General features: G+C 74.8%; 10 protein-coding genes. 2 read left to right on the top strand and 8 right to left on the bottom strand.

The window, feature by feature from the left end:
* Positions 1 to 134: 134 nt before the first annotated feature.
* The 7 genes from FS641_RS03455 to FS641_RS03425 all read right to left on the bottom strand — a co-directional run bounded on the left by FS641_RS03455 (position 135) and on the right by FS641_RS03425 (position 9,820).
* The gene (locus tag FS641_RS03455; protein WP_144760024.1) at positions 135 to 1,409 is read right to left on the bottom strand and encodes an FAD-dependent oxidoreductase; all 1,275 of its coding nucleotides are present in this window, start codon (positions 1,407 to 1,409) and stop codon (positions 135 to 137) included.
* 403 nt (positions 1,410 to 1,812) lie between these two features.
* Entirely contained in the window at positions 1,813 to 2,481 is a 669-nt protein-coding gene (locus tag FS641_RS03450; RefSeq protein WP_144760021.1) for an ABC transporter ATP-binding protein, read from the bottom strand.
* Complete coding sequence (locus FS641_RS03445) at positions 2,478 to 3,335, bottom strand: ABC transporter ATP-binding protein (protein ID WP_144760018.1); 858 nt, start codon at positions 3,333 to 3,335, stop codon at positions 2,478 to 2,480. Before FS641_RS03445 ends, FS641_RS03450 begins: the two co-directional genes overlap by 4 nt.
* The gene (locus FS641_RS03440) at positions 3,332 to 6,079 is read right to left on the bottom strand and encodes an ABC transporter permease (RefSeq protein WP_144760015.1); all 2,748 of its coding nucleotides are present in this window, start codon (positions 6,077 to 6,079) and stop codon (positions 3,332 to 3,334) included. Before FS641_RS03440 ends, FS641_RS03445 begins: the two co-directional genes overlap by 4 nt.
* Positions 6,076 to 8,478 (bottom strand): hypothetical protein, encoded by a 2,403-nt coding sequence (locus tag FS641_RS03435; protein WP_144760011.1) that lies wholly within the window; start codon positions 8,476 to 8,478, stop codon positions 6,076 to 6,078. Before FS641_RS03435 ends, FS641_RS03440 begins: the two co-directional genes overlap by 4 nt.
* A 14-nt stretch (positions 8,479 to 8,492) precedes the next feature.
* Complete coding sequence (locus tag FS641_RS03430; protein ID WP_144760008.1) at positions 8,493 to 8,939, bottom strand: DUF6264 family protein; 447 nt, start codon at positions 8,937 to 8,939, stop codon at positions 8,493 to 8,495.
* Positions 8,940 to 8,947: 8 nt separating this feature from the next.
* The gene (locus FS641_RS03425; protein WP_144760005.1) at positions 8,948 to 9,820 is read right to left on the bottom strand and encodes a CoA ester lyase; all 873 of its coding nucleotides are present in this window, start codon (positions 9,818 to 9,820) and stop codon (positions 8,948 to 8,950) included.
* Positions 9,821 to 10,145: 325 nt separating this feature from the next.
* On the opposite strand from FS641_RS03425, the gene FS641_RS03420 reads away from it, so the two are divergent.
* Both FS641_RS03420 and FS641_RS03415 read left to right on the top strand, forming a co-directional pair.
* Positions 10,146 to 13,880 carry an AAA family ATPase gene (locus FS641_RS03420; protein ID WP_260855701.1) on the top strand — a complete coding sequence of 1,245 codons (3,735 nt, stop codon included), beginning with the start codon at positions 10,146 to 10,148 and terminating at the stop codon, positions 13,878 to 13,880.
* A 320-nt stretch (positions 13,881 to 14,200) separates the two neighbouring features.
* Entirely contained in the window at positions 14,201 to 14,785 is a 585-nt protein-coding gene (locus FS641_RS03415; protein WP_144760002.1) for a CDP-alcohol phosphatidyltransferase family protein, read from the top strand.
* Positions 14,786 to 14,937: 152 nt separating this feature from the next.
* Here FS641_RS03415 and mscL read toward each other — a convergent pair whose 3' ends face one another.
* Entirely contained in the window at positions 14,938 to 15,438 is a 501-nt protein-coding gene (gene mscL, locus FS641_RS03410; protein ID WP_144759999.1) for a large conductance mechanosensitive channel protein MscL, read from the bottom strand.
* Positions 15,439 to 15,497 lie beyond the last annotated feature (59 nt).

Raw genomic sequence — 15,497 nt, 5'->3', positions numbered from 1 at the left:
CGGTGCCCGGGTGGGGACCCAGGGGCGCATCCGGCGTCCCGCGCCGCCCGCACGTCCGCCCGTCGGGTCGTGCTCGGGAGGCGGGGTCGCGCCGGCGCGTGCTCAGGTGGCCGCGTGGTCGCGCCGGCGTGTGCTCAGGTGGCCGCGTGGTCGCGCCGTGCCCACGTCGGCGCGTGTTCGGGAAGCGGCCCGAACGCGATGCCCCTGGCGTAGAGCCCACGCGACGGCGGCACGTACCGCGCGAGCAGCACCGGCAGCTTCGGGGGCCCGTCCTGCAGCCGCCCCGCGAACGCGCGGGCGAACACCACGCGGTGCAGGACCCGTTGGGCGGCCTGCACCACCACGGCCGGCGGGGTCCGGCGTCGCTCGACCGCGGCGAGCGTCCGGTCGAGCGCCCGACCACGGGCACCGCCGACGATCGCGGGCGCCATGACCGCGGCGGTCGCGACGGCGTCCTGCACGGCGAGGTTGATGCCGACGCCGCCGGCCGGGGACATCGCGTGCGCGGCGTCGCCGATGCAGAGCAGACCAGGCCGCCACCAGCGGGTCAGGCGGTCCATGCGGACGTCGAGGACGTGCACCTCGTCCATCGAGGCGATGGTGGACACCCGGCCCGCGAACGCCGGTCGGAGCCGGGCGATGCGGCGTCGGAAGTCCGCGATGCCGCGTCGCCGCAGGGCGGCGTCCGACCCCTTCGGTGCGAAGTACGCGACCTGGTGGTACCCCGGACGCGGGAAGCTCAGCAGGACGTCGGTGTCCGAGAAGGCGGGGACGAGCGCGGTCTCGGCGTCGCCCGGCTCCTGCGGCAGGCGGAACCACCAGGTGTCGAACGGGACCGGGAAGCTCCGGTGGCGGAGGCCGGCGGCGGCACGGAGCACCGAGTCCCGCCCGTCGCACGCGATCACGACGTCGGCGCGGAGCTCCTCGTCGTCGTGCGCCCCGTCGTCGGGGCTCCGGTACGGGCGCAGGTGGACCCCGGTGATGACGCCGTTCTCGACGACGAGTCCCGTCGCGGCCCGGCCCATGGTGATCGTGAACGAGGGTTCTTCGCGGGCGGCGGTCACGAGCATGTCGAGGAGGTCCCACTGCGGCACCATCGCGACGTGGTCGTACGGGGGCCGCAGCCGCGAGAAGTCCCCCAGCAGCAGCTGTGACCCGTCCGGCATCGGCAGGGAGAAGTCGTCGAGCCGAGACTGCGGGATCGCGCGGAACCGGTCGCCGAGGCCGAGTTCGTCGAGCAGCCGGATCGTCGACGCGTGCACGGTGTCGCCGCGGAAGTCCCGGTTGAAGTCGTCGTGCTTCTCCACGACGTGCACGTCGATGCCGGCCCGCGCCAGCAGCAGGCCGAGGACGACCCCGGCGGGTCCGCCTCCCACCACCGCCACCGTCGTCCGGTTCACCGTGACCATGCGCGCGACGGTACGCTCCGCCCCTCCGCCGGTCACGACTCCCCGCTCAGGTCCGCCGCGTGGTCGGGTTCCGTCGGCGGGCGGGCGGCCGCCCGACGGAACCCGACCCGTCCGCGGGGAACCGGCGGGGTGTCGCGACCACTCGCCCGTCGCGACAACTTGCCGGACTGGAGGCTCGGGTCGGGGCCGTCACGAGCCTCCCGTCCCGCGGTCCGGCAGCCCGCAGCCCGGCAGTCCGGAGCCCGGAGCCCGGAGCCCGGCAGCCCCGAGGTTCCGCGACTCGTCGCTCACTTCCGACGAGGTTCCGCGACGCACCCCGTGTGGTCGTCGAGGTGCCAGAATTCTGGAACCTCGACGAGGGCGACGAGGGCGCCGCCGCCGACGCCGGGCGCCGGGCGCGGGGTCAGCGGTCCGGTAGCTCGACGACGCGGGTGGCGCGGTCGGCGAAGGCGTCGTCGGTCGTGGCGACCACCAGGGACAGGCCGGTGCGTTCGACGAGACCGGCGAGCAGGTCCACGATCCCGGCCGACGTGGCGCTGTCGAGCTGGGCGGTCGGCTCGTCCGCGAGCACCAGCCCCGGCCGACCCACCACCGCGCGCGCGACGCCGACACGCTGCTGCTGCCCACCGGACAGCTCGTCCGGCCGTTGGGCGGCATGTGGAGCGAGACCGACCTCGGCGAGCACCGCACGGACCCGGGCGTCCCGTTCCACGGGGTCGGTGCGCGCGATGCGGAGCGGGACCTCGACGTTCTCGGCCGCGGTGAGCTCGGGGAGCAGCCGGAAGTCCTGGAAGACGAACGCGACCCGTTCGCGACGCAGCGCGAGCAGCTCGTCCTCGGAGCGGGATCCGAGGCCGATGCCGTCGATCTCGACCTCGCCGCGGGTGGGTCGGGTGAGACCACCGAGGACGCGGAGCAGCGTCGACTTCCCGGAGCCGGACGAGCCGTGCACGACGACCAGTTCGCCCCGGTCGGCGACCAGGTCGACGCCGTCCAGGGCACGCACGACACCGGCGGGGGTGTCGTGGTCGTGTCCGATGCCGCGGGCGACGAGGACCGGGGCGGCGCTCATCGGTCCGCTCCCGGACGGATCGCGACGTGGTCGTCCTGCAGGCTGAGGCGGACCCGGTCGTGCAGCCCGAGGGCCCGTTGGAACGCCTCCGGGAGCTGCAGCCGTCCGGCGCCGTCGATGACCGCGTACTCCTCGCCGGGGCCCGTGCCCAGGTCGTCGCGGATGGTCTCGGTCGACGTGCGGCCGTCCCGGATCCGCACGGTGCGCCGGACCTGGGCGGCGACGCGCTCGTCGTGCGTGACGACGAGCATCGTGACGCCGCTCGCCTCGTTGACGGCGCGCATCGTCGCGAGGACCGCCCGGGCGCTCGCCCGGTCGAGCGCGCCCGTCGGCTCGTCGGCGAGGAGCACCCGCGGCTCGTTCGCGAGGGCGACACCGATCGCCGCGAGCTGCTGCATGCCACCGGACAGGTCCTCGGGCAGCGCGTCCGCGTGCTCGCGCATCCCGACCAGGTCCAGCACGGTCGCGGTGCGCTCGGCCCGCGCCGGCCCACGGACGCCGGCGACCGCGAGGACGGCCGACACGTTCTGCGCGACCGTCAGGTACGGGATGAGGTTCCTCGCCGTCTGCTGCCAGACGAACCCGACGGCGTGCCGGTGGAACGCCGTCCGTCGGCGGGCCGAGAGGCCGGAGAGGTCCGTGCCGGCGACGACGGCCGAGCCGGCGGACGGCTCGTCGAGCGCCGACAGGATGCCGAGCAGGGTCGACTTGCCGCTGCCGGACTCGCCGACCACGGCCACCATCTCGCCACGGCGGACGGTGAGCGTGAGCCCCTGCAGCGCCTGGACCTCCACGTCCCGTGAGCGGTAGATCCGGACGAGGTCGCGGCAGACGATGTCGTCGGTGTCGCTCATGGACGGCTCCTGTTCTCTGGTCGGGTGTCCACCGGGGCAGCGTTCCGCCCTCGGCGTCGTCGGGCACGGCGGTGCCCAGGGGTCCCTGCGGCGGTCTCGACCACGAGCACCGCGACGAGTGCTGCTGCGACGACGAGCACCGTCGCGCCGAGCAGCCAGGGGTCGACGGCGACCGGCGGGCGGACCGGGCTGCCCGTGAACGAGCGCAGGTCCGCCGCCGGCAACAGCACGGCCACGGCCACGGTCGCCACCACGACGGCGGTGGCGGCCACCGCGACCGACACCGGCGTCGACTCCGCCCGCACCACCCGACGGAGGCCGGACCGGTGCAGTCCGAGCGTCGCCAGGAGCCGCCCCCGCTCCCGTCGCGCGGCGCCGGCGAGCAGCCCGGACGCAGCGAGGGCCCCCGTCCCGACGAGCACACCGAGCGCCCCGGCGACGAGGGCGATCCCGCGGACGGCCGGGACCCGCGGGTCGGATGCGAGCGCACGGGCGGCCTCGGTCGCCGTCCGGACGGAGACACCGCTGACGGCCGCCCGCAGGCGTGCCGCGACCCGGTCGACGTCGGCACCCGTGCGGGTCCTGATCAGCACGTGGTCGACGCTGCCGGTCGACGTGATCTCCTGCGCGTGCCGGGCGTCGACGAGCAGCCACTTCGTCGCGTCGGTGAACGGGACGGGGTCCGGCGCCGTCCCGACGACCCGCAGCCGCGTGTCGAGGACGGTCGCACCACGCGCGATGTCCCGCGCGAGCGACGTCGAGACGAGCACGGGGACACCGCCCCGGTCACCGCCGCGGAGCGCGGGCGCGGTCGGCAACGCACCCGGGACGCCCTGCTGCACGCGTCCGAGCACGGTGGTGTCGGCGACGATCAGTCGAGCGGTGACGCTGCCGCGCGCCGTCGTGAGCTCGGCGCTGTCGGTCGTGGCGACCCCCGCCGCCGCCTGGACGCCCTGGACGCGGCGGAGCGCCGCCACGTCGTCGACGTCGAGGGCGTCGGACACGACGGCGACGTCCGCGGCGACGGAGCGGCGGGCAGCCGAGTCGAGGCCGTGTCCGAGCGTGCTGCCCACCACGCTGCCGAGGAGCGCCACGGCGATGCCGGCGACCGCCACGGCGAGTGCGACGTCCCGGCCGCCCGGGGTCCGAGCGGTCGCGACCGAGCCGAGGAAGCGGGGGAGCCCGGCGTCGGCCCTGGTGCGGCGCACGACGGCCCGCAGGACCGCGGGGAGCAGACGGACCGCGGCGACCGTGCCGCTCGCCGCGAGCAGCACCGGTACGAGCGCCGCGAGCGGGTCGACGCGGCCGCCGGGAGCCGTCGTGCCGATGCCGGACCGGACGGAGACGACCACGGCGACGACGGTGAGGACCGCCAGCGCACCGTCGACGACGGGGCGGACACGCCGACCGGGGAGCCGCCGACCGGTCCCCCGGACCAGGACGGCAGCGGCGACACAGGGGAGCGCGGCACACACCGCGGTGACCGCGACCACGTCGACCGTCGTCCGGAGCGCTGGTCCCGTCGTTCCGCTGACGACGAGCACCCCGACCGCGGCGACCGCGCCGAGCACGGCGGCCGGGACGGACCCGGCTGCGACCAGCAGCGCCGCGAGGCCGCCGCGGAGCGCTCGGCTCCCGCCGCGGGCCGCGAGGAGCTCCCACCGACGTCGGTCCCGCTCCACGGTGAAGCGTGCGATGAGCGCCTGGAGGCCGATCACCGCCACGAGCGGTCCCGACCCGAGCGATGCGGTGAGCGTCCCCACCGTTGCGTCGCGCGCGGCGGAGGCGTCGAGCAGGTCCGGCAGGTCGGTCCGGAGGCGCGTGGACCCGTCGACGGTCGACGGCAGCGGCACGAGACGCCCGAGCGCACGGCGTGTGGCCGCGGCGAGGTCGCTCCGCGTGTCCGCGGTGACGGTGTCCGTGCGCAGCGGGAACCACGCGCGGCCGTGGGTGGCGCGGTACGAACCCGCGACCGCGCCGAAGGACTCCGTCGCCGTGTACGCCACCCCGAGCTGGGCGACGCCGCCGGACCCCAGCCCCACGACGCCGGGTCGGAGCGTCTGCGGTGTCTGCGTCCAGGCGTCGTCGGTCGCGTCGTCGGCGGCGTACAGCCCGACCAGGCGCATCGACACCGGGTCCGTCGCCGTGGCCGTCCCGCCGAGCCGGGCCGTGCCCACGGGCCAGCCGATGGCGTCGGCGACCGGCTTCGACAGCACGACCTCGATCCGCGTCGGGTCGGTGGAGGCGCGGGGTGCTCGTCCCTGCACGATGCGGGAGCGCGCGGCGAACCCCGGGTCCGTCGCCAGTTGCACGAGGGCGGGCACCTTCGACGGTTCCGGCTCGAGCGTCAAGGGATCGGTCACCGCGGCGTACTCACCCGGACCGACCGCGGCGCGCAGGGCATCGGGCATCGACGACCGGGCGCGCTCGAGTGCCCGGTGCACCCCGTCGAACGCGCTCTGGGCGTCCGTGCCGGACGCCCCCGGCGAGGCGATCGTGAACGTGCCCTGCAGGTCGCGGCCGGTGACGGTCGCCTGGTGCAGGTCGTGCCGGGTGCCCGCCGTCGCCACGGCGCCGAGCACCGGGAGGACGAGCGCGCCGAGCACCGTCACGAGGAAGGTCACGACCGCGACCGCGACGAGCGGCCCCCGGTGCGCCCGGGCGATCCGACCGGCTGCGGCCGGGGCGCCGGAGCCGGATCGGGCGACGCGGGTGTCCGCCGCCGTTCGTGTGCGGCGGCTCACGGTGTTCCCTCCGGCCGACGACCGCGGGCGACGACGCTCCCGACGACGCCGGCGGTGCAGGCCAGCACGACCACCGGTGCCAGCGCCGCCCAACCGCTCGTGAGCACCGGTGTGGCGTCGACGAGCCCCCGGGCGGCCGGGACCGCCGCGACGGCGAACGGGGCCACGGTCGTCGCGGTCGCGAACAGTCCGGTGACCGCGCCGCCGACGACCCCGGCGACCACCGGGAGTGCGAGTCCGGCACCGCGTGCTGCGGCCGAGGCGCGCGCCGGGACGCCGGCGGCACGGAGCACCCGGCGTGCCGAGTCGGCGCCGGCGCCGGCGGCGGCGAGCACGAGCGTCACGAAGAGCGCGCCGAGCGCCGCCACGACGGCCAGGCCGGACACCGCGGTCGCGATCACCGGTGCGGAGCGGACGTCGGCGCCGGTGGTGACCGTCGTGCCCGCCGGCAGGCCCGTCCGGAGCGCGTCGGCGACCGCGGACGGCTCCGTCGTGGTGATCCACCGTTCGTCCACCCGGGGGACGGCGGACCCCGCCCCGGCAGTACCGCCGTCGATCGTCGTCGCGACGAGCGCGGTGAGGTCGGTGGCGACCGCGCTCCGACTCGCCGATCCGGGGACCTCAGGCACGACGGCGCTGACGACGGCCGCGACCGGGGTGCTGGTCGACGCCGGGGTCAGGTCGAGGTGTGCTCCGGTGTCGACGTCGAGACGGTCGGCGAGCGTGCGGGTCAGGACCACCGGCAGCCGTCCGGACCCTGGTGTGTGCCCGAGGACGACACGGGGCGGTGGAGCGAGGTCGACCGCGTCGGCGTGACCGGTGACGGCGCCGTCCGCTCCGTGCACGGTGACCGTGACGCCGACCCGGAGCGGTGGGCCGGTCCCTGCCGTGTCGACGTCCTCCGGTCGGGACGAGAAGGACAGCGTCGGCTCGACCGCGAGGAGCCGCCATCCGCTGTCCGTCGTCGGCAGGTCGGCCGCCAGCCGGGCCGATCCGCCGGTCGGCACACCGGACCCACGGGTCGTCGCGGTGGGGTCGCCCGAGGCCGTCAGGGGCAGGAGCGCGGGGACACCGTCGGCGGCGACGACCCACGCCGCGAAGCGCACCGTCCCCGACGCGTCCGGCCGGGGGACCTCGTCGACCGTGGCCGTCGCGGCCCGCACGTCGACCGTGACGCGCCGGTCCGACGCACGGAGCGGGACGCCCGCCCTGGTCGCGCCGGCGGTCGCCCGGAGCGCGTTGCCCGCCGCCCCCGGGAACACGGCGGGCGCATCGCGACCGTCGACACCGATGACGGGTGCCTGCACGGCGCCGATCCCAGCGGTGTCGGTCCAGACGGCCGCGGACCTCCCGGCGCCCGGCGACTCGACGCGCACCCGGGGGAGTCCGGTACCGACCCCGACCGCCGGGTCCCCGTCGAAGCGCACCCGCACGTCGGTGCCGACCACGGCCTCCGCGGTCCGGTCGTCGACCCTGCCGACGGTGGCGGCGAACCCCGCGACGAAGACGCCGAGGGCGACGACGACCCCCACGACGAGCACGGTGGGCGCCGCCGACGCCCACCGACGGGCGGTGCGCCGGGCGGTGACGGCGGGCAGGAGCCCCGCCCAGCGCTCGGCGCGTCGTGCGACCACCCGTGCGGCGACCCCGCCGAGCAGGACGACCACCGCCGACCCGGCGAGCACCCACACGACGGGCGCCGCCGCGGCGACGACGTCCACCGTCGCACTGGTGCGGTCGGCACGGACCGGGACCCCTGCGGTGAACAGCCGCCACGTCGAGAACGCCGCCGCGGCGACGAGGACCGCGGGGGCGACGACCGGTCCGACCGTGACGCCCGATGCCGAGCCGGCCGTGCGCGGGCCGGACGCGGACGACCCGACCGCGGACACGACGGCACCGGACACGACCGCCGCGACGAGGACCGCGACCGCCACCGTCGCGAGCCCGTGAGCCGACGTCCGCGTCGCGGCCGCGAGGACCAGCCAGACCACGCCGACGCCGAGCGCCGCTCCTCCGCCGGCCACCAGCGCCCCCTCGACAGCGTCCCAGCGCAGCAGCTGCCAGCGCGTCGCGCCGCGCGCGGTGAAGAGGGCGTCCTCGTCCGACCGGAGCCGGTGGAGGCGGGCGGCGAGGACGGCGAGCGTGACGAGGGTGAGCACGCCGAGGACGGCGACCGCGACGCCGTCCAGGGCACCGGCGACGGCGACCGCGGCCCGTGCCGTCGTCCGGTCGGTCACCGCGCCGCTCCGGTCGACCGCGGCGGCCGGACCGAGCACGAGCAGCAGGACGACGGCGGCACCGGTGACCGCGACGACGCCGCCCGCCAGCGTCAGCGCCCCCGTCCGTCGGCGCGCCCGGGCACCCCACGGGTGCCGTGTCCTGTGGTCGTCCCCCATCCCGGCGATGCTCGTCAGGCCGTGCTGCTGCTGGCGCCGGACGTCGGCGCACCGTCGGCGGCACCGGCGAAGACGACGCCGCCCCACGTCACGACGGCCACCGCGAGCACGAAGCCGACCGCGGCGATCCACCACGAGGTGCGGCGGCGCACCCAGGCGCCGACCGCCAGCACCACCGTCGCGACACCGACCACGAACGCGCCCCCGACCGCCAGCGCCGCGCCGCCGATGTACCCGCCGGGCACACAGGCGGCGGCGGCGTCGCAGTTCGCCGTCGCGGAGACCACCGCGACGACCGCGACGACCGCGGTCACGACGGTGAGGAGCGCGCCGGCCACGAGGAGCAGGACGGTCGAGATGCGGTCCGCGATGCGTCCCGGCGGGAAGAGCGTCGTCGCTTCCCGCTGCCACTCGGCAGCGGTGGGACGTCCGGGCGTGGGATCGGGTGCCGACCAGGTCATCGCGGGTCCTACCTGGCCTCGACGCCGAAGGCCTCGGCGAGTCGCTGGATCTTCTGCGCCCGGCCGAGTCGCGGCAGGTCCGACCCGTCGCGGATCACGCGACCGCGAGCCTCGAAGTCGTCGAGGAAGTCCTGCGCCCACGCCACGTCGGTCGGTGTCGGCGAGATGACCTCGTTGATGACCGGCAGCTGCTCGGTGTCCAGGCAGAGCTTCCCGGTCAGGCCGAGCGACACCGCGACCTGCGACTGTTCGCGGAGGATCGGGTGCGAGGACCCGACGGTCGGACCGTCGATCGGACCGGGCAGGTCGCCCACCCGCGAGGCGACGACGAGCCGGGAGCGCGGGTAGGCCATCGCGAGGGTGTCCGCGGACGTGCCCGTGTCACGGCGGTAGTCGCCGCTGCCGAAGGCCAAGCGGAACGCCCCCTGCGCGCGGGCGATCGCGGTCGCCTCCTCGATGCCGAGGGCGGACTCGACGAGGGCGATGACCGGCGTGTGGCCGCCGAGACGGTGCCACGTGTCGGTGACCTGCGCGGGGCTCTCGGTCTTCGCGAGCATCACACCCTGCAGGCCGGGCAGACCCCGGAGCTCCTCCACGTCGTCGGCCCAGAAGTCGGTCGTCACGTCGTTGATGCGGACCCAGGCGTCCCCGCCGCCGGTCAACCACTCCGCCACGGTGGAGCGGGCGGCGGGCTTCGCAGCGGGGTCGACCGCGTCCTCGATGTCGAGGATCACCTGGTCGGCGCGGGAGCGCGAGGAGGGCTCGAAGCGCTCGGAGGCGGTCCCGGACACGAGGAGCCAGGAGCGCGAGATCTCAGCCGGGACCGTGCGACGCCGCGACGGCGCGGGAGTGGACGGGGCGGTGCGGTCGTCGATGGCCATGCCACGTTGGTACCACAGACCACCCCGACCCACCGTCCGTGGTACCCCCGATGTGTCCGAAACCTCGGTTCATTGCCAGAGAGGTGGGACGCTTCCGCCTACAGTGGGCGTTGTGTGGCGCGCGGACAGAGTGACCGGCGGCGCGGGCGACGAGAACGACGTCGTCTCCGCCGAGCACCCGCACGCCCGGGGGCGTGGGCCCGAGGACGGGGCGGACCGCCCGACCGAGCGTGACCACACCGAGGGCACCCCCTCCGACGACGACCACAGCGGTACCGATCCGCAGCAGCACGGGCAGGACGAGACGACGAGCACCCCGGACGCCATGACAGGCCCGAACGACGACGACCTGGACCGTTCGCTCCGGCCGGAGCTCCAGGTAACGAGCCCGCACGCGATCAGCCTCGGAGACCCCCGGCTGACGGCGACCAACGCGGCCGAACCCGTCTGGGAGGCCTGGCGTGCCCAGCTCGCCGGTGTCGGCGGGACCAGCCCCCTCGTGCACTTCGCCGACCACCCGCGTGCCCGGATCGAGCTCTCCACGACGCACCCCGGCGGCCTCGCGCAGTTCATCACGGGCAAGACGACCCTGCTCTCCAGCCTGATCCGCGACGAGGTCGCGCTCCGCGCCGCGCGCGTCGCCGCCGGACACGTCGAGGCGAAGGGCACCGAGCTCGCCACGGTGCGCGGCATCGACGCGGTGAACCTCGGCATCGGCATGGCCGACTGGAAGCACGGCGACGAGCAGTTCCGCGGCCCGGTGCTCCTCCGCCCGCTCGCGATCCGTCGCCACGGCCGCGACTTCGAGGTGCGCCTGCTCGGCGAGCCGGTGCTGAACCCGGCGCTCGCCGACGCCCTCCGCGAGCAGTTCGGCGTCACGCTCGACGCACAGTCCTTCGTGGCACTCGCCCGGCAGGACGGCTCCTTCACGCCGAACCCGGTCATCGACCGGCTGCGCGGCCTGACGGCGCACATCCCCGGGTTCTCCGTGCACGCCCGCCTCGTGGTGTCCACCTTCGCCGAAGTCGCCAGCGGTCTGGTCGAGGACACCGAGGACCTCTCGCACCCGGTGCTCGACGCCCTCGCCGGCAACCCGAGCGCGAAGTGGCAGGTCGAGCAGTCCTACCACCCGGTCGAGCAGACGCCGTCGGACGACCGCAGCCCGGACACGGACACGCTCCTCCTCGACGCCGACGACGAGCAGGAGAACGTGATCGCGCAGATCACGGCCGGCAACTCCATCGTCGTGAAGACCCTGCCCGGCACCGGCGGGACGCAGACGATCGTGAACGCCCTCGGCGGCCTCGTCGCCGCGAACAAGCGCGTGCTCGTCGTGAGCCCCCGTCGCGCGACGCTCCGCGGGATCGCCGCGCGCTTCGGCGAGGTCCAGCTGCCCGGCGTCGCGGTGACGCCGTCGACGCTCCGGCGGGACGTCGTCCGGGCCATCGCCCGCAACGAGAAGGCCACCCGGCCGAACCTCCGCGAGGTCGACGACGCCCTGGTCCGGCTCCGCAAGGTCCTCCGCGACTACCGCGGTGCCCTGACCCGCACGGACCCGGACTTCCGCGTCAGCGTGCTCGACTGCCTGGTCGAGCTCTCGCGGCTGTCCCTCCTGCCGGTCCCGCCGTCGACCACCGCACGCCTGTCGAAGCAGTCCGTGACGGCGATGGTCACCGGCCGCTCGCGCGTGGCCGAGACGATGGTCAGCGCGGCGAACCTCGGGGAGTTCCGCTACGGCCCCGACGACTCGCCCTGGTACGGCGCGAAGTTCGCCTCGAGCGACGGAGCGCAGCGCGCCCACAAGATCGCGAAGGACCTCGACGACGGGGCCCTGCCGACCCTGCTCCAGCGTGCGCACGACCTCATCGCCTCCACCCGGATGCGGCAGTTCACCACCGTCAACGAGCTCGGCATCTACCTGCGCCTGCTGACCGAGATCCGCGACACCCTCGACCGCTTCCTGCCGGTCGTCTTCGACCGGTCGGTGTCGGAGCTCGTCGCCGCCACCGCCCCGCGCGGCGAGGGCGCCCCGATGTCCTCGACGAACCGTCGCCGGCTGAAGAAGCTCGCGCGGGAGTACGTGCGCCCCGGCGTGCACGTGTCCGACCTGCACGAGGCCCTCACGCGCGTGCAGCAGCAGCGCGTCCTCTGGCAGCGGTACGTCGCCGCCGGTGTGAACCCCGAGGTCCCCACGGGCATCGCGGACGTCCAGGTGCTGTTCTCGAACGTCGTCGAGGACCTCGCACGGCTCGACGAACCGCTCGGCCGGACCAGCCGCGACGCCCAGCTCGCGAACATGCCGCTCGAGGAACTCGTGCCGTACGTCGCGACGCTCGCCGCCGACTCCGACGTCCTGCACAACCTGCAGGAGCGCACCGAGCTCATGCAGACGCTCCGCGACCTGCAGCTCCAGCCGCTCATCACCGACCTCGCGAACCGGCACGTCCCGGACACCCAGGTGCCGGCCGAGCTGGAGCTCGCCTGGTGGCAGTCCGCGCTCGAGACGATGCTCGAGTCGGACCGTGCGCTCCTCGGAGCGAACACCGACATGCTCGACCGGGTCGAGGCGGACTTCCGGCTCGTCGACGACGCACACGCCGCCGGGGTCTCCCAGGGCCTGGCGTGGCAGCTCGCCGAGAACTGGAAGGTCGGTCTCGTCGACTGGCCGGACGAGGCCGCGGCGCTGAAGTCGCAGCTCAAGGAGGGCGCGATCACCTCGCGGCTCCTGCAGGACTCGGCTCCGCACCTGTCCCGGTCCATCGCACCCGTGTGGCTCGCGAGCCCGTACGAGGTGCCGCAGATCGCCGACACGATGCCGTTCGACACGGTCATCCTCGTCGACGCCGGTGCGGTGACCATCGCCGAGACCGTGGACGCCGTCCGTCGCGCCCGCCAGACCGTCGTCTTCGGTGACCCGGTCACGCAGACGCCCTCGCCGTTCCGGATCGCCGTCGACCCGACGCACCGTGCGCTGCAGGTGGACGAGGAGACGCTCGACGCCCTGCACGCGGACTCCGCGCTCGCGAAGCTGTCGACGCTCCTGCCGACCCTGTCCCTGACGCGGTCGTACCGCGCCGGCGGCGAGGACCTCGCCGAGCTCGTGAACCGCCGGTTCTACGGTGGACGTATCGAGTCGCTCCCGTGGGCCGGGTCGTTCCTCGGTCACGGTTCCATCGCGCTCGACTACGTCAGCGACGGCAAGGCGGTCCCCGACCCCGAGTCCGGTGCCGTCGAGAGCGTCGACGCCGAGGTGGACCGCGTCGTGCGGCTCGTCATCGAGCACGCCAGGACCCGCCCGACCGAGTCGCTCATGGTGATCACCGCGTCGGCCAAGCACGCCGTCCGCGTCGAGCAGGCCGTCCTCACCGCGGCCCAGGGGCACAAGGACCTCACCGAGTTCGTCATCGGCGACCGGGCCGAGCCGTTCATCGTCGCGACCCTCGAGCAATCGGTCGCGCAGAGCCGTGACCGTGTCGTGTTCTCCATCGGTTACGGGCGGACGCCGCACGGCCGCGTGCTGCGTGACTTCGGTCCGCTCGGCAAGCCGGGCGGTGAGCGCCTCCTCGCCGTCGCGATGACCAGGGCGCGCCGTTCGATGGTGATCGTCACGTGCTTCCAGCCCTCGGACATCGAGGCCGAGCGCATGGGCCACGGAACCGTCGCACTGGCCGAGATCCTCGCCGAGGTCCGGGCCCGCACGACCGCCGAGTACGTCCCCGACGACTCCGACCCGCTGCTGGTCGACCTGGCGCGGCGGCTCGAGATGCGCGGCATCCCGGTCGCGCTCGGCCACCGCGGCAAGCTCGGCCTGGTGGCCGCGCACGGCGGCGTCTGCGTCACGATCGAGACGGACGCCACGCTGGTGCGTGGTTCGCTCCGCGAGTCGCTCCGGCTGCGGCCGGAGGTGCTCCGCCGACTCGGGTGGCACTACGTGCGCGTGCACGCCTTCCAGCTGTTCTCCGACCCGGACCGCGTCGCGAACACCGTCGCGGCCGTGCTCGGCGTCGACCGTGGCGCCACGCAGGAGATCGCCATCCCGCCGGTGCCCGCGCGCCGGTGACCGGACGCAGCCGGCGGGCCTCCCGGCCGGCCGGACCGGTGACGCCGGACACGGACCAGCTGGTGGGCACGTGGACGCGAGCCGACGACGCGGCCGCACCCGTGCCTCCAGGCGGTCCGGCCGAGACCGCGACTCGGGACGGAGGCTCGGCGCGGCGCAGCAGGCGCGTCACCACCCAGCCGGTGCCGGGATCCGACCCCACCCCGGCTCCGGAGCCGGCTCGGCACGGTGCCGGGGAGAACGACGCCCGCCTGCTCGGCGAGCGGCCTCCCCACTGGGGGTAGGTACGCTGGAGGCCCGGAACACGACGAGAGCAGCACATGACGGACCTCCGAGCGCGGCAGCGCCCCGACTGGCAGACCTGGCCGAACCTGATCACGCTGGTGCGGTTCCTGCTGATCCCGGTGTTCGTGGTCCTGGTCGTCCAGGGGCACCCGGGCTGGGCGCTGTTCTCCCTCGTGGTCCTCGGCGTCTCGGACTGGGCTGACGGGTTCATCGCGCGGAAGTTCGACCAGGGCTCCAAGCTCGGGACCGCGCTCGATCCCGTCGCCGACCGCCTGGCGATCATCGCGGTCGTGCTGTCCCTGGTGCTCGTCGGGCTGCTGCCGTGGATCGTCGTCGTCGTCATCGTCCTCGTGGACGCCGTGCTCGCGCTGCTGTCGAGCGTCTGGTTCCGCGGTGACCCCGACCTGAAGGTGTCCTGGACCGGGAAGATCCGCTCGGCGCTGCTGTTCGTCGGGCTGCCCGTGCTGCTGTTCTCCGAGACGGGGTGGGCATCGGAGCACCCGTGGATCCGGGTGACCGCGCTCGTGCTCGTGTGGCTCGGGACCGTCGGCCACGTCATCGCGGGAGCCCAGTACCTCGCCGCGCTGATCCGGAAGCGCAGGGCGACGACCGCGGCGTAGCGCCCGTGCGTCTGCGCGTGCCGCATCGGCGCGCGCTCGGCTCCCGAGCATGCTGCGCTCCCGCACAACCGGAAGCCATCCGCACCACGGCGTCGCGTGGTGCGGATGGCTTCCGGTTGCGTGTGCGGTGGGCGCGATGCGCGCCGCCCGCGTCAGAGCTTGGTCGACCCGGCGATGCCCGGCCCTTCCGGCGCGTCCGACGGAGCGACGTGCGCGCCGCCACCGGTGCTCGTCGGCACCCCGTTCTGCGTGCGCAGCAGGTCGCGGATCTCGAGGAGCACCTCGACGTCCGTCGGCGGAACGTCCTGCGGCGTCTGCTCCTGGTCGTTCTTGACGCGTTCGAACGCCAGCTTCTTGAGGTGGTTCACCGGGACCACGAGGGCGAAGTACACCACCGCCGCCACGATGAGGAAGTTGATCACGGCGCCGATGATCGCGCCGAACAGGATCTTCGCGTTGCCGCCGGAGACCGTCGGGATCTCCACGATCAGGGCCTTGTCGAGGCTCGACGCGTTGAACACGGCGCCGATGAGCGGGTTGATCAGCGAGTTGACGATGGCGGTGACGATCGCGGTGAACGCCGCACCGATGACCACGGCGACGGCCAGGTCGATCACGTTGCCGCGGAGCAGGAACTCCTTGAAACCCTTCACGCGGGCCTCCTTCTGGTCGAGGACGCCGCCGGTCGGCGACGATTCAACCTACCGGCGGC

It is taken from the genome of Curtobacterium sp. 9128 (assembly GCF_007673775.1).
Classification (GTDB): Bacteria; Actinomycetota; Actinomycetes; order Actinomycetales; family Microbacteriaceae; genus Curtobacterium.
This window is presented reverse-complemented; position numbering and strand designations above follow the sequence as displayed.